Consider the following 14,990-nt stretch of genomic DNA (forward strand, 5'->3'; position numbering starts at 1 on the left):
GGAAAACAGGGAGGTTTTCGCGTTGGATCAATTATTTGGACTCAGTCATAATGCAACACTGCTTATCTGGACACTGATTGCGATCGTATTCCTGATCGTATTGATTGCGAAGTTTAAATGGAACCCATTTGTCACACTGCTGCTGTCCGCACTGATGCTCGGGCTGCTGGCAGGCATGGATCCGCAGGATCTGATCAAGTCCGTCACCGGCGGTCTGGGCGGAACGCTCGGAACGATAGCGATCGTTATCGGTCTGGGTACAATGCTCGGTAAAATGATGGCCGAATCCGGCGGTGCCGAGCGAATCGCCACTACACTGATCGACCGTTTTGGTGTCAAACGCGTCCACTGGGCGATGATGATTGTCGGCTTTATCGTCGGCATTCCGGTATTTTTTGAGGTCGGTGTCATCCTGCTGATCCCGATTATTTTCCTGGTCGCCCGCAAGACAGGCATGTCCCTGCTCAAAATCGGGATTCCGATTCTGGCCGGTCTGTCGACGGTACACGGACTGGTGCCTCCGCATCCAGCACCGATGATTGCGATCGAAGCATACAATGCCAATCTGGGCCGTACCATTTTGTATTCCCTGATCGTCGGCCTGCCGACAGCGATTATCGCCGGCCCGATCTTCGGTAAATTTATCGGTAACCGTATTATTGTACATCCGCCGCAGGAACTGGCAGACCAGTTTGCTTCCAAGGAAGACCGCCAGCTGCCGGGCTTCGGTATTACCCTGTTCACGATTTTGCTGCCGGTCATCCTGATGCTGATCGGATCGATTGCCGACATCATGGACCCGCAGGGTGTGAACGGATTTACCCATGTCGCAGCATTTATCGGACATGAAGTGATTGCCCTGCTGATCTCGGCCGTATTTGCTTTCTTCTCATTGGGATTCGCCCGCGGATTCAGCAAGGAAGATGTATCCCGCTTCACCAGTGAATGTCTGGCTCCTACCGCCAGCATCATCCTGATCATCGGCGGCGGCGGTGCCTTCAAGCAGGTACTGATCGACAGCGGCGTCGGCGGCGCAATCGCCGATATCGCCAGCCAGACCCATATCAACGTCATCCTGTTCGCATGGCTCGTAGCGGCACTGATCCGTATCGCTACCGGTTCGGCTACCGTCGCGATGACAACCGCAGCAGGTATCGTCGCGCCGGTACTGGCCGTCAGCACTGGCGTCAATATTGAGCTGGTCGTACTCGCCACCGGTGCAGGTTCACTGATCCTGTCCCACGTCAACGATGCAGGCTTCTGGATGATCAAGGAATTCTTCGGCATGACCGTCGGTCAAACCCTGAAATCCTGGACAGCCATGGAGACCATCCTGTCCGTCGTCGGCTTGATCTTCATTATGATCCTGAGCGTATTCGTCTAATACAAATCTGGATCATCCTATCGAAATCACATGCAGCACACCAACCGGAAAGCAGAGCGGGAAGATACACCTTACCCGTTCTGCTTTACTGCGTATTTGCCCTATCGGCACCACATTACAATGAAAGCAGGTTGATACCAATGACAGACTCCACCATGAAACGAATGATCGGCGTAGATATCGGAACGACCAGCACCAAGTCGGTCTTGTTCGAGCAGGACGGCACCGTCGTCACTTCGACCAATATCGGCTACCCGCTGTACACGCCAACCACTGCCACTGCCGAACAGGACCCGGAAGAAATTTACCGCGCTGTGCTGCATACGATCGCCGGTGTGATGGAGCAGAGTGGTACGAAGGCAGATGACATTCTGTTCGTCTCGTTCAGCTCGGCCATGCACAGTGTGATCGCTGTCGACCAAGACGGGGCACCGCTGACCCGCTGCATTACCTGGGCGGATAACCGCAGCGCACCCTATGCCCGCAAGCTCAAGGAAGAGTGGAATGGACATGAGCTCTACCTGCGCACCGGTACGCCGATTCACCCAATGTCCCCGATCACCAAGCTGATCTGGCTGCGTGAAGAGCATCCGGAGATTTTCAGCCAGACCGCCAAATTTATCTCGATCAAGGAGTATGTATTTGCCCGTCTGTTCGGTCAGTATATTGTCGATCATTCGATCGCTTCCTGTACCGGCATGCTCAACCTCAAGCAGCTGAACTGGGATGCGGAAGCACTTCGTCTGGCCGGTATTACGCCGGATCGCCTGTCGACGCTGGTACCAACCACGCATCTGATCGAAGGATTGAATGCCGAAGCCGCTGCAGAGATGAAGCTGGCGCTGTCGACGCCATTTATCGTGGGTGCCAGTGATGGGGTGCTGTCCAATCTGGGTGTGGGTGCGATTGAGCCGGGTGTCGTCGCGGTGACGATCGGGACAAGCGGTGCGATCCGCACCGTGGTGGATGAGCCGGTGACCGATCCGAAGGGACGCATCTTCTGCTATGCACTGACCGAAGACAAATGGGTCATCGGCGGACCGGTCAATAATGGCGGGATGCTGTTCCGCTGGGTACGGGATGAGTTCGCCGCCTCGGAAGTGGAGACGGCCAAGCGTCTGGGCATTGACTCGTACGATGTGCTGACACGGATCGCCGAGCAGGTGCGGCCCGGCTCGGACGGACTGCTGTTTCATCCATATCTGACCGGAGAACGGGCACCGCTGTGGAATCCGGATGCACGGGGCTCCTTTATCGGGCTGACGATGAAGCACCGCAAAGAGCATATGATCCGCTCGGTGCTGGAAGGGGTTATTTTCAACCTGTATACCGTCATGCTGGCAATGGAAGAGCAGATCGGACGCCCAGCCCGTATTCATGCGACCGGCGGATTCGCCCGTTCCTCGCTGTGGCGCCAGATGATGGCGGATATTTTTGATCAGGAAGTGATTGTGCCGGAGAGTATCGAGAGCTCCTGTCTGGGTGCGGTGGTGCTTGGACTGTATGGCACTGGACGGATCGATTCACTGGATATCGTGTCGGGGATGATTGGCTCTACTCACAGTCATCCGCCGCAGCCGGAAGCGACCTCTGTCTATCACCAGCTGCTGCCGATCTATATCTCCATCTTCCGCAGTCTGGAGCAGCAGTACAGCGCTATAGCCGAATTCCAGAACCGTATGGCAGAGTCCTGAATTTTAGAAAAAAAGACGTATGGAAAACACAGCAAAAAGACGCTCTGATGGACAGAGCGTCTTTTTTGTTGTTCTGTAAAACAAAGATACAATAAGCATACAGCGACTTACTTGGTTTTCGGTATGCTGTAATGGTACAGATTGTCAGCCAGTGATTGCATGGTCGCACTGGTATTCTGTAGACGTTCAATCACATCGGTAAAGGAACTGACCAGCGTTGCCTGCTCCTTGGAGGAAGAGGTGATCTGTTCGATTTCCCGCTCCATGTTGCGGATCGACTCCTGTACATCACGAAGTGCCGTCTCGATATCGCCGGTCGCCTGCTTGGCATTGACGGACAGCTTGCGCACTTCGGTCGCCACGACGCCAAAGCCTGCACCCAGTTCGCCGACACGGGCAGCTTCAATCGCTGCATTCAGACCGAGCAGGTTGGTTTGTTCGGAGATTTCCTTGATCAGGGTTGCCACTTCATTGATTTTGGACGACTTTTGTACAGTCGTTTTGCTGTTTTGCAGAATCTGCTCGCTGGTTGCCTGCAGCTCTTCGGCATGGGCAGCCACATGCTGAACCATATCGAAGAGGCTGTTGGAGATGGAGCGGCTCTCATCCACAATTATATCCAGATTAATGGCGGTCGTTTGTTCATAAAACACATTGAACATCGCTACCAGTTTGTTGTTCTCGATGATCGGCACCGAAATGCCTTCCAGCGGATAGCCGAATACCTCGGCGGGGAAGAAAGAGATGGATGGATTCTTTTTATCTTTTACACCGTTAAAGTTCTGAAAGCTGGGGTCCAGCGCATTGCCTGTCGAATACCCGAGGTTAAAATCTCCCAGCTGTTCGTAGAACAGGATCTTCTCGTGATCATATACGGAGACGGCGGCTTTTTCACGCAGACCTTTGGTGAAGTATGGAATTACGCTAATCAGAGCATCGACAACACTCATATTATCCCTTCCTTTTCGGTCAATTGCAGTACATTACCCTATTTATCGGCGAGAAACAAAATAATACTTAGCTGCTTACAATTAGTAATATATGGATAATAGTGCGATTTATCCATAATGTGCAAAAATACGGACGGAATACGTTGATAATGCGCTGCAATCCACCTCATTTCCATAAATAACAGGCAAAATACGTTAATAAAGGAAGTGAGAATATTTTTTCGAAGTCTTATACCTAATAAAAAAGGAGCGGCCAACCCTAGTCAGCCGCTCCTGTAAGTACAGGATTCCAGTATAAAAGTGTTCTATGATGAAGAAAGTATCATCCGCAATCGCAGCTGCCTGTTACTGATGTACATCCGGTGCAGTCAGACGCTCCAGCTCTTCCAGATAGGCATAAGCATGCTCGTCCGACGTACCGCACATTTCCAGTGAGGCAGCCAGTCCACTGCATACATCCGGGCGCTCCGGCCGGCCGAACAGACCGCAGCGGCGTTCGGAGGTCAGATGGATACAGGGGATACCGGCAGGCTTGCCTTCCGGCATACCGGGAATCGGTGATGATATGGATATGGCGATACAGCATGCTGCACAGCCGGGACGGCATTCCATTGTAATCTCTCCTGTCGGGTTCATGATGCGGAAGGGGCTGCCAGCCGGAGCTGTTTTATTTCCATACATCCTCGGCGATCTGGATGACATGGCGCAGCTTCTCCCATTGTTGCTCTTCGGTCAGCAGATTGCCTTCCTCGGTGGAAGCGAATCCGCACTGCGGACTCAGGCACAGCTGATCCAGATTGACATACTTGGCCGCTTCATCGATCCGGCGCTTGATATCATCCGTACTCTCCAGCTCCCCATGTTTGGAAGTGATGAGACCGAGTACGATCTGCAGATCACGACGCTTCACATGGCGCAGTACATCGAGTGAACCGGAACGCTCATCGTCAAATTCCATGAACAGTCCATTCAGGTTCAGCTGATCCATAATCGCATCCGCCGCACCATCATAACTGCCGGAAGCGGTCCAGGTGGAGCGGAAGTTACCACGGCAAATATGCATCGTAATAACCATATCGTCCGGACGGTTCGCAACAGCCAGATTCACCAGCTTGACAGAATCGGCGAGCATACGATCCGGGTCCTTGCCCTCCGCACGCAGCTTGGCTTTGGCTTCGTCAGAGAAGAAGGCTGCCCAGGACGTATCATCCAGCTGCAGATAACGGCAGCCCGCATCGTAAAAGGCGCGCAGCGCTTTCTGGTAGGCGAGACCGAGATCATTCAGCAGTACATCGCTGTCTGCGTACAGATCGGATTCGATTTTGCCGCGGAACTGCAGCATATTCGGGCTTGGGATCGTCATTTTAGCGGTACGATCCGGGCTGACCACACTGTGCAGGAAGCGGTAATCGTCCAGGTGCGGATGACCGGTAAAGTCAATCTTGTCGACGACTTTGATCCCGCGTGCCTTGGTCGTTACGCCGTGGAACTGGATCCCCTGTTCCGCTTCAAAGGCTTCAACGCCATCCAGATTTTCCAGGAAGTCAAAATGCCACCATGCCCGGCGGAATTCACCGTCACTAATGGACTGCAGGCCGATTTCCTCCTGCTTGGCGACGATACGGCGAATCTCTTCGTCTTCGATCTGGCGCAGCTGTTCGGCGGTAATTGCGCCGGAAGACTGCTGAAGACGGGCTTGTTTGATTTTGTCAGTACGAAGCAGGCTGCCTACATGATCTGCACGAAAAGGTGCAGTCGTACGCAGCAGGGAAGATGGAGAAGAAGTCATGGATTATAACCTACTTTCTGGATGGGAATAATATTATATTGCATCGTAGCAGAGATTGCAGGTGATGTAAACGGTCAGATGAATCGAAGCCGATTAAGCCTGCTCTTCGAACAGACGACTGATCTCAACGATCACTTCAGTGGATTTGACCATATTATCGACAGAGACATATTCGTATCTGCCGTGGTAGTTCTCGCCTCCGGTAAAGATATTCGGTGTAGGCAGTCCCATATAGGACAGCTGGGCTCCATCCGTACCGCCGCGTACCGGCTTGATCAGCGGCGTAATGCCGAGATTTTTCATCGCCTGTTCGGCTGTATCCACGATATGCATAACCGGTTCGATCTTCTCGCGCATATTATAATACTGATCGTTGATTTCGAGCAGGATGCTGTCTTCGCCGTAGGTCTGGCGGAACTCGTGTACAATGCTGGTCAGCGTATTTTTCTTATGTTCAAAAGCTTCACGGTCAAAGTCGCGGATAATGTAGGAGAGCTGTGTCTGTTCCACATCACCATGGATGGAGGTCAGATGATAGAATCCTTCGTAGCCTTCTGTAAATTCGGGCGCTTCCTCCACCGGCAGGCGACGGTGCAGCTCCATGGCGATCTTGGCGGCATTGATCATTTTGCCTTTGGCGGTGCCGGGATGCACATTGGTGCCTTTGCAGATCACTTTGGCTGCCGCTGCGTTGAATGTCTCATATTCCAGTTCACCGAGCGGACCGCCGTCTACAGTGTAGGCATACTGTGCGCCATAGGCAGCCACATCGAACTTGTGCGGACCGCGTCCGATTTCCTCATCCGGGGTAAAGGCGACGCGGATCTTGCCGTGCTTGATCTCCGGATTGCGGATCAAATGGTGCATGGCCGTCATGATCTCGGCGATGCCGGCTTTGTTGTCCGCGCCGAGCAGGGTGGTGCCGTCTGTCGTCATCAGGGTATGACCATGATAGGTCTCCAGCTCCGGGAAATCCCGTGGAGACAGTACGATACCGGCCTGCTGGTTCAGCAGGATATCGCCGCCATGGTACTCGACCAGCTGCGGTTTTACATTTTTACCGGTAAAATCAGTCGCTGTATCGACGTGAGCCATGAAGCCGATGACAGGAACATCCTTGTCGGTGTTGGACGGCAGGGTTGCCATCACATAACCGTTATCGTCAAGCGTCACATCCTCCATGCCGATGGCATTCAGTTCCTGCACCAGCTGGCGCAGCAGATCCCACTGGCCGGGTGTGGAAGGACAGGTATCGCTCTCTTCATTGGACTGGGTATCGATTTGTACATAGGAGGTCAGGCGTTCAATCAGTTCATTCTTCAAGGCTATTCAGACTCCTCTCGGTGGGTGGCGGTATATGCATCTTATTTTGTCATTTTAGCATAAGTTGGTAGGAGATAACGGATAAGTTCGTTGTCTGCTCCGTATGGGGACCGCAAAAGCAGCCAGCTGTGGTGCAATACCGTCTTAACGGAAGATCATGCCAAAAAGGATAACACCGGCAGGTGCTATCCTGTAAGGATGGATACATCGTTACTGCGAATGGGAAGGCTGGGAGGCAGAGGATGGATGATCTTGCCCGTCGGCAGCAATCAGGCGCAGCAGATGTCTGCGAAACGCATGCATGACCAAGAGATGCACCTGGGCCTGCGTGAATTTGTACAGAATCCAGGGCAGGGACGGCAGATAGTCATGGATCGCGATCACGCATTCCCGGGTGCCGGAAATCTGCTGGAACTCCAGCCGGCCCTCATGCGCTTCCTTGGTCCGGGCGAATGCCCCGCCGGTAATATAGTAGACGGCACTCTGGGCATCGCTGCGTTCCGGGCAAAAGGTTAGCTCCAGAATCGGCTTGCGCAGGAAGCGGACGTACAGGCGGTAGCGCCCCGGCTGATCCTGCTCCGTTCGCACGATGCCTGGCAGGAAGCGTCCGAGCCAGTCCATATAATAACTGCCGGCCCAGCGGGCGTTTTTGCCCTTGGGCATCAGCACACGCTGGATGGAGCGTACATCCGATACGGCAGCTGCTGCCGTGGCAGAAGACTTTTTGGGCTTGCTGTGCTGACGCTGTTTCTGTTTGTGCTGCTGCTGGGATTCCTGCTCCAGGGCGATCCGGGCCGCATCCTCGAAGGTTACTTTGCCATCGCTGATACCCGGCACATGATGATCCGCGTGGGCGACCATCGGGTGGGCCAGACTCTCGACCAGCGGATAGACCATTTCCCGGGGCATCCGGGTAACGAGCGTCACCCACAGCCGGGACAGCCCGATCGTCAGCAGCGGTATATCGATAAATGTCCGGCGCTTGTGCATGACTTCCGCGGTCTTTTCCATCATTTGCTTATACGTCATAATATCCGGTCCGCCGACATCGATCGCCCGGTCATACAGCTGCGGGCTGCCGATACTCTGCTGAATGGCATTCAGCACATCCGACAGGGCGATTGGATGCGTCATCGTACGTGTCCACTCCGGCAGCGTCATTACAGGCAGCCTACGCACGAGGCGGGCCAGAATCGGAAAGGAAGAACCCTGCGGACCCACGATTAGTCCGGCACGAATTGTGGTCACCGGCACACCGTAGGAACCGAGCACCTGCTCCACTTCGAGGCGGCTGCGCAGATGGCGGGACAGCTGCTCACGCGGCACATGTTCCGGGATGATTCCGCTCAGGTAGATGATCTGCTTGATTCCATTTTTACGGGCAGCCCTGGCAAAATGATCGGCGAGGATAATATCCATATCTTCGAATCTGGCCTGGGTCAACTTGGCGGTCGGCATCATCGAATGCACGAGATAGATCGCATAATCCGCACCTTCCAGACATTCATCTACCGCGGACATGGAGAACAGATCGCAGGCCCGCCACTCCACATGTTCACTGTTATATTCTTCCCGATTGTGGCGGGACAGGGCGATTACATCATAGTCACGCACCAGCTGATTCAGCATATTATGGCCGATATAACCGGTCGCGCCGGTCAGTACGATTCTCGGACGATGTGTGGTAAAGGACGGCTCTGCAGTCGAGCCCGGATGATTGTCGGAAGAATTCATAAGGACACCTCGGTTTCTCAAAGTCGCTTGGGCTAGGGCGCAGGCAGACCTGCTGGACTGCGCCCTGCACGAAAAACATATTGCTTCTCAATACCCTGTTTGAGGCAGTGCTAACCGTTCCTGGTTGCAGATTGCTATCCGGTTGAATGAAAGAAAAAAGAGAGCCTTGCAGCTGCCTATATGTACAGTTTCCTCATGAGTTAGCAGCAGATTCGAATATGTCAGAAAAGGAATATGATTTTGTTGCGTTCTAGCGCAGACAGGGTAACTTTTACTAATCAGGGCTCATCTTATTAGGCAGGATCAAGGAGGAGTGCAATATGCTACGTCAACCATCCATACGAAAAGGAATGTTCGCTGCGGCGATTGCCGGAGTGACCGTGCTGGGCACAGCGGGAGCCAGCTATGGTGTGCTCACACCAGTGCATCACGCCGAAGCCGCAGAGAGCAGCTATGCGCAGAAGCTGGTGCTGAAGAACCTGAACAGCTTTTACAAGCCTGCACTCCGGGGACAGTTTCCCGGAGATGTAAGTTCATTTACAGTAGGCAAGACGAAGAGAGATGAAGTGATCGACCGCTTCGGTGCTGCCGAAGTGCCGCGTAAGAGCGCCAGCGGGTATGATCAGTACACCGCCAATATGGGGCATCCGGGATATGCTTTTCATTATCAAAATAATGTGCTGACCGAGCTGCGCTACTTTGGCACCAATGTGGAGCGCCAGACCAATATCGGCGGAATAACAATGAAGCTGCTGCGACAGCAGTGGTATGCGCCATCTTCGACGACCACGATTGGCAGTGGAGCAGGCAAGCAGACCAAGATGACTTATACCCGCGGTGACTACAAGCTGGAGTTCATTTTCAACAGCAGCACCGATCTGGATCATATCAATCTGGTCCGTGCCTGATCGGCTATCTTTGGTAGAATGGCACCTTCCAGCTGTGCGGATCAGAAAGCTGCAGCATGATGGAAAGAATAGATCGGGCATAATAGTGGAAAATATGTTGGCAAGAACACGAGAAGTATGATCCGGATACTACAAGTCGGACACTATAATGAAAAAGAAAATGGAACGACTAAAAGCCTGTAAGCAGAACGGATCTGCCTACAGGCTTTTTTGGCGCACATCAGGATAATACGTAGTCCGGCTGTACGTGCTGTCACCGGTTCAGGTCGATTTATTTGATTCCCAGCCGCATCCGATAGCTGAACAGTACGTTAATTACACCCCCGCGGAAAAAATCATCCGCCATCGCCTGAAAAATACCGATCTCCGATTCCAGATGCTGCGTCGCCGAACCGAGCCGAAGTGCAGCCTGTATGCCGCCCTGGCTGAGCAGCAGACCGGTATAGCGCTCCGAACTGCACGGCTCTGTATGATGGAACACAATCTCACGGGTGAAGCGGAAATGCCCGCTGTCCTGCAGCGCTTGCAGATGGGAGTTCTTGTCCCGCTTGCTCGCTGCGGTGTCCGGATCGCCATGCTGCTCGATCAGCCGGTCAGACAAACGGATCAGATGCTCATATTCCCGTTCCAACTGCCAGTTAATCGTGGGCGGCCAGTCACAGTCATAGGCGGCAAAGACCCCGCCTGTGCTGAGCACACGCGCTGCTTCCTGGAGGGTACTGACCGGCTCCATCCAGTGAAAGGACTGCGAACAGGTAATAATATCGGCTGCGCCATTGTCGACAGGAAGCTGGTTGGAATACCCCTGTTCAAAAGTAATACGGTCCGTATCTGTCTGCTGGGTCAGCTTGCGCCGGGCGACGGTGATCATATCCTCATTCGGCTCGACACCGAGCACACGTGCTGCTCGTCCCTGCCAGATCATCGTGGACAAGCCGGTGCCGCATCCCACATCGACGACCAGCCCGGGTCGCCTTTGCAAATAATTGGTCAGCAGATCCACGACCATCTGGGGAGTCTGGGGACGATGCTGGTCATACAACTCCTGAAAGCCGCTAAACCGCTCGATATTGTTCCTCGAATTATGTTCCGGGATATTCATAAACATTCCTCCTTCACAAAATGGCAGGTGGTTTATTCAAATTGAGACGAGTATACCATACCTGTGTAAAGGGAACATCTGCAGATCCGGTGTACCGGCCTGAAATAATGCACAATAAGCCGGACATATCGCTGACAACGTTTGGCCGGCGAGATATGGAAATGCCCGTACGATATGAAGAGGAGAGCGAATACAGCCTGGCATCATCAACATGCAGCAGATTGACGTTTGTAAAATATCGGCGATATACTTGGACAAAGTCTGCTGCCTGAGCGATAGGCAGCAGCAGAAGTGGATTTCAATCTGCTTCTTCGGCAGATCGATAGGCATGACGGTGTCAATGACAGCATCCCGAAATCAGGAAAGAGGTGACGGTAATGTCCAACGAATTACTGCAAGCAGTCCAACTGATCAAAAGCAAAACATGGGTGGATCTGACCCATACCTTTGGCCCGGATTCACCACACTTCGCTGCCTTTCCGGCGGCAGAGTTCCGAACGATGTTCGATCACAATGATGGATTTTTCGCCCAGCAGTTCAGCTTTGCCGGACAATACGGGACGCATCTGGATGCACCGATTCATTTTGTCCGGGATGCTCGTTACCTGGAGGAGCTGGATCTCAAAGAGCTGGTCCTGCCGCTGGTCGTTATCGACAAATCGGCCGAAGCGGCGGCAGATGCGGATTACAGGCTGACTGCTGCAGATATTGAATCGTTTGAACATGAGCATGGACGGATTGAACCCGGCAGCTTTGTGGCACTGCGTACCGATTGGAGCAAGCGCTGGCCGAGCCAGGAGCGATTTGAAAACAAGGATGAGCAGGGCAACAACCATGCGCCCGGCTGGTCGATGGAAGCATTGCAGCTGTTATTTGAGCAGCGCCAGATCAAGGCAGTCGGTCACGAGACATTTGATACCGATGCCGCTGCCGATTATACCCGCCATGGTGCGCTGCTCGGAGAGTATTATGTCCTGGATCAGGATACATATCAGGTAGAACTGCTAAAGAATCTGGATCTGGTTCCACCCAAAGGTGCAGTTATTTTTAACATCGTACCCAAGGCTGAAAAAGCTTCCGGATTCCCGGTGCGTTCGTTTGCTGTTTTGCCATAATAAATGGTATGAATATACACTATTTTTGCATAAGGGATGGTTTGAATGCCGACAGCTGTGGTGCATAAAATAGCTGCCAGCGGATAGAAACCATACGGAAAAGCCAGGCAGCTATCAAGTTATTGGATTTAGCTATTTTCGCTGCTCTGTAAAAAGTGATATGATTTAATGAAACCAATCCCAAGTAACGCCTGTTAAGGAGACATGACCATGACGATCGATATCAAAATCGAAAAGACAACAAGCCCGAAAGCCAAACCGGCAACAGAAGGTCTGGTATTTGGTAGTAAATTTACAGATCATATGTTCATTCTGGATTATGATCATGGACAAGGATGGCACGATCCGCGCATCGTTCCTTATCAAAATATCAGCATGGACCCGGCAGCCAAAGTATTTCACTACGGCCAGACGATCTTTGAAGGTCTGAAAGCGTACCTGACCGAAGACGGACGCGTCCTCATGTTCCGCCCGACCAAAAATATCGAGCGTCTGAACCTGTCCAATGAGCGTCTGAGCATTCCCGAGATCGATCCGGAAATCGCTCTCGAAGCACTGCGTCAGCTGGTTCTGATCGACAAGGATTGGATTCCGGAAGGCGAAGGCACTTCCCTGTACATCCGTCCGTTCGTGATTGCAACGGAAGCGGCACTTGGTGTAGCGCCATCCCATCAGTACAAATTCATGATCATCCTGTCCCCGGTTGCTGCCTATTACGCCGAAGGCATCAACCCGGTCAAAATCTATGTGGAATCCAAGTACGTACGTGCGGTTCCCGGCGGCGTCGGCATGGCCAAAACAGCCGGCAACTACGCAGCAGGTCTCAAAGCACAGGAAGGCGCAACTGAGCTGGGCTATTCCCAGGTCATGTGGCTGGATGGCGTACACCGCAAATATATCGAGGAAGTCGGCAGCATGAACGTCTTCTTCAAAATCGATGGTACCGTGGTAACTCCGGCGCTGAATGGCAGCATCCTGCACGGCATTACCCGCGATTCGATCATCCAGCTGCTCAAGCACTGGAATATTCCGGTTGAAGAGCGCCTGCTGTCCATCGACGAGCTGGAAGAAGCTTCCCGTTCCGGCAAATTGGAAGAAGCGTTCGGTACAGGTACCGCAGCGGTTATCTCTCCGATCGGTGAACTGAACTGGCAGGGCGAGAAACTGATCATCAACGAAGGTAAAACCGGCGAACTGTCGGCTAAGCTGTACGAGACACTGACCGGCATCCAGAAAGGCGCAGTCGAAGATCCATTTGGCTGGACGCTGGAAGTAAAGTAACACCTGCAAATCATAAAGTGAATAGTCAAAGAGCTGTGCACTCCACATCATCGTGGAGTACACAGCTCTTTTTTTATGATTAACGATCTGCCAAGGCAGAGTCGGCAAAAGAATACATAGAAGCGAAAGGGGGAGGGGAGGGCGAAGCATGATGCTGCCAAAAGGATAAAGGACGCTCCGAACATCAAAAGGCTGGCCGGGATCATCAGGCTGTATTGTTCATATGGAAGATTTCCAGGTCTCGTCTTGTTATGCCTTGGTGATCTTGTTCTGGAGCACCAGTGTCTGCAGTTCATTGGCCTTGATCGCCAGGCCCATATAGTAGGCATCCCGGTCTTTGACTTTGCCTTCCATCATCAGGATGTTCAGTTCCTGGGTCTTCATATTCAGATCGATAATCAGCTGTTCAATATCCTTGATCAGCATTGTATGGGGTTCCTTCTCTACACGTGGAACCGGTATGTTTATTTCCCGGCTGGAGGAAGATGTCGTTGGCGCCTGATTATGCAGCTGATTTTCAGCCAGATCATAGTAGGCGGCTGTGCCTTCCTTGATCTTCACGATACGAGGTTCACGGTCTGCAATTGTGCGCAGTGCACCAATGATCGAACCTTCACTATAATTCTCCGGCAGCTGCTCCAGATATTTGCGGATCACCGCGAACCCGGTTTTGCCTTCTTTTTGTAAATATTGAAGCACGTGATTACGTATACTCTCAGCGTTGGAATTTTTCTGATACATAGCGGAGCCCCCAGGGAGAAGTCGGATGTTAAAAATCATTCTTTTTGATATATTAACATAGTATTAATACTGTATCAAGTAGTATTAATACATAGTATCAAAAGTATTAATACTGTAATGAAGTATCAAAAATGATGACATAAAAAGAAAATAAATACCCATTAAAATGCTGGAAAACCCTGATTTTAAAGGGTTTTTGGCGTGTCGTAGTATGAAAGTTGTTCGGGTGAAGTATCATGAATACAGTATCAAATGGCTAGGAGTTAGATGGTTTTGATACTGTCAGTATCAAAACATATGATATAGATATCCTTTATTAAAGGAGAGGCTTATGCAGAAAGTTTTGAAGATATTGTAGGGTGTGGTTATTGCTGCAGCGTTCTTGCACTGCTCTGGATGGTTGAGAGCAATAGCAGCTTTTCAAGGTACACAGTGCAATGCCTCAGAAAGGGACTATCTCAAAAATAGGGTAACCGGTGAAGAACAGACGGTTAAGGTGCCTATCGGGATAGTTTCCGTCTATTCGACGGCATATACCAAAGGAGAGGAAATAGGCTGGATTACGATGAAACCGACTGAGCAGAGCAAACAGTACATAGTTAGTACGACAGACAAGATTATGCCGTCCAGAGAAGATCCTTTAAAACCGATACATTTCCTGGTGGATGTGGAGTTCTTTTTGGCATATGTCCATATCGTCAAGCAGCCATCCAGTAGTCATTTAGGCGAACATATTCATATGTATAATGATTATGGAAAATTTACAAATAAATTCATTGAATCCGACTGACACGGCAGTGTAATGAGTTGAATCTTGAACTATAAAGGAGGATATTCATGAACTGGCGTGTGATGTGTGCTGCTTTGTGCTTGGTTTGTGTGGTGGCATGGTGTGTACCGGCTTTACCGGTGCAGGCAGAGGAGCGAGAGTTTAACCGGATTGATGTACCGAGTAGGAGTCTGGTGTGT

Annotated in this window: 13 protein-coding genes; 6 read left to right on the forward strand and 7 right to left on the reverse strand. The window is 51.8% G+C overall.

What is annotated here, in order from left to right; genetic code table 11:
* Positions 1 to 22 precede the first annotated feature (22 nt).
* Both M1D61_RS01210 and gntK read left to right on the forward strand, forming a co-directional pair.
* Positions 23 to 1,384 (forward strand): GntP family permease, encoded by a 1,362-nt coding sequence (locus M1D61_RS01210; RefSeq protein ID WP_458120818.1) that lies wholly within the window; start codon positions 23 to 25, stop codon positions 1,382 to 1,384.
* A 140-nt stretch (positions 1,385 to 1,524) separates the two neighbouring features.
* The gene (gene gntK / locus M1D61_RS01215; protein WP_458120819.1) at positions 1,525 to 3,078 is read left to right on the forward strand and encodes a gluconokinase; all 1,554 of its coding nucleotides are present in this window, start codon (positions 1,525 to 1,527) and stop codon (positions 3,076 to 3,078) included.
* Between the two features lie 107 nt (positions 3,079 to 3,185).
* Here gntK and M1D61_RS01220 read toward each other — a convergent pair whose 3' ends face one another.
* The 5 genes from M1D61_RS01220 to M1D61_RS01240 form a co-directional block, all read right to left on the reverse strand.
* A complete protein-coding gene (locus tag M1D61_RS01220) occupies positions 3,186 to 4,028 on the reverse strand; it encodes a methyl-accepting chemotaxis protein (RefSeq protein WP_458120820.1) in 843 nt (280 codons plus the stop codon).
* Positions 4,029 to 4,373: 345 nt separating this feature from the next.
* Positions 4,374 to 4,640: a YkgJ family cysteine cluster protein gene (locus M1D61_RS01225; protein ID WP_458122390.1), complete on the reverse strand. Its 267-nt coding sequence runs from the start codon at positions 4,638 to 4,640 to the stop codon at positions 4,374 to 4,376.
* A gap of 55 nt (positions 4,641 to 4,695) precedes the next feature.
* Positions 4,696 to 5,817 carry a 5-methyltetrahydropteroyltriglutamate--homocysteine S-methyltransferase gene (locus tag M1D61_RS01230; protein ID WP_458120821.1) on the reverse strand — a complete coding sequence of 374 codons (1,122 nt, stop codon included), beginning with the start codon at positions 5,815 to 5,817 and terminating at the stop codon, positions 4,696 to 4,698.
* 93 nt (positions 5,818 to 5,910) lie between these two features.
* Positions 5,911 to 7,140, reverse strand: a complete 1,230-nt coding sequence (pepT, locus tag M1D61_RS01235; RefSeq protein ID WP_458120822.1) for a peptidase T — start codon at positions 7,138 to 7,140, stop codon at positions 5,911 to 5,913.
* Between the two features lie 210 nt (positions 7,141 to 7,350).
* Complete coding sequence (locus M1D61_RS01240; RefSeq protein WP_458120823.1) at positions 7,351 to 8,874, reverse strand: NAD-dependent epimerase/dehydratase family protein; 1,524 nt, start codon at positions 8,872 to 8,874, stop codon at positions 7,351 to 7,353.
* A gap of 320 nt (positions 8,875 to 9,194) precedes the next feature.
* On the opposite strand from M1D61_RS01240, the gene M1D61_RS01245 reads away from it, so the two are divergent.
* The gene (locus M1D61_RS01245) at positions 9,195 to 9,782 is read left to right on the forward strand and encodes a YjgB family protein (RefSeq protein WP_458120824.1); all 588 of its coding nucleotides are present in this window, start codon (positions 9,195 to 9,197) and stop codon (positions 9,780 to 9,782) included.
* A gap of 271 nt (positions 9,783 to 10,053) precedes the next feature.
* Here M1D61_RS01245 and M1D61_RS01250 read toward each other — a convergent pair whose 3' ends face one another.
* Entirely contained in the window at positions 10,054 to 10,884 is an 831-nt protein-coding gene (locus M1D61_RS01250; RefSeq protein WP_458120825.1) for a class I SAM-dependent methyltransferase, read from the reverse strand.
* A 377-nt stretch (positions 10,885 to 11,261) separates the two neighbouring features.
* Between M1D61_RS01250 and M1D61_RS01255 the strand changes: the two genes are divergently transcribed.
* Both M1D61_RS01255 and M1D61_RS01260 read left to right on the forward strand, forming a co-directional pair.
* The gene (locus M1D61_RS01255; RefSeq protein ID WP_458120826.1) at positions 11,262 to 11,999 is read left to right on the forward strand and encodes a cyclase family protein; all 738 of its coding nucleotides are present in this window, start codon (positions 11,262 to 11,264) and stop codon (positions 11,997 to 11,999) included.
* A gap of 210 nt (positions 12,000 to 12,209) precedes the next feature.
* Positions 12,210 to 13,280: a branched-chain amino acid aminotransferase gene (locus M1D61_RS01260; protein WP_046212577.1), complete on the forward strand. Its 1,071-nt coding sequence runs from the start codon at positions 12,210 to 12,212 to the stop codon at positions 13,278 to 13,280.
* A gap of 249 nt (positions 13,281 to 13,529) precedes the next feature.
* On the opposite strand, the gene M1D61_RS01265 is transcribed toward M1D61_RS01260, so the two are convergent.
* Positions 13,530 to 14,021, reverse strand: coding sequence for a hypothetical protein (locus tag M1D61_RS01265; protein ID WP_458120827.1), 492 nt, complete (start codon positions 14,019 to 14,021; stop codon positions 13,530 to 13,532).
* A gap of 400 nt (positions 14,022 to 14,421) precedes the next feature.
* Between M1D61_RS01265 and M1D61_RS01270 the strand changes: the two genes are divergently transcribed.
* Positions 14,422 to 14,811, forward strand: coding sequence for a hypothetical protein (locus M1D61_RS01270; RefSeq protein ID WP_458120828.1), 390 nt, complete (start codon positions 14,422 to 14,424; stop codon positions 14,809 to 14,811).
* Positions 14,812 to 14,990 lie beyond the last annotated feature (179 nt).

Source organism: Paenibacillus sp. Z6-24, from assembly GCF_054161335.1.

Coding starts and splice junctions, on each gene's coding strand:
- gntK (WP_458120819.1), top strand. CDS start 1,525: ATGACAGACTCCACCATGAAACGAATGATCGGCGTAGATATCGGAACG.
- M1D61_RS01220 (WP_458120820.1), bottom strand. CDS start 4,028: ATGAGTGTTGTCGATGCTCTGATTAGCGTAATTCCATACTTCACCAAA.
- M1D61_RS01225 (WP_458122390.1), bottom strand. CDS start 4,640: ATGGAATGCCGTCCCGGCTGTGCAGCATGCTGTATCGCCATATCCATA.
- M1D61_RS01230 (WP_458120821.1), bottom strand. CDS start 5,817: ATGACTTCTTCTCCATCTTCCCTGCTGCGTACGACTGCACCTTTTCGT.
- M1D61_RS01240 (WP_458120823.1), bottom strand. CDS start 8,874: ATGAATTCTTCCGACAATCATCCGGGCTCGACTGCAGAGCCGTCCTTT.
- M1D61_RS01245 (WP_458120824.1), top strand. CDS start 9,195: ATGCTACGTCAACCATCCATACGAAAAGGAATGTTCGCTGCGGCGATT.
- M1D61_RS01250 (WP_458120825.1), bottom strand. CDS start 10,884: ATGAATATCCCGGAACATAATTCGAGGAACAATATCGAGCGGTTTAGC.
- M1D61_RS01255 (WP_458120826.1), top strand. CDS start 11,262: ATGTCCAACGAATTACTGCAAGCAGTCCAACTGATCAAAAGCAAAACA.
- M1D61_RS01260 (WP_046212577.1), top strand. CDS start 12,210: ATGACGATCGATATCAAAATCGAAAAGACAACAAGCCCGAAAGCCAAA.
- M1D61_RS01265 (WP_458120827.1), bottom strand. CDS start 14,021: ATGTATCAGAAAAATTCCAACGCTGAGAGTATACGTAATCACGTGCTT.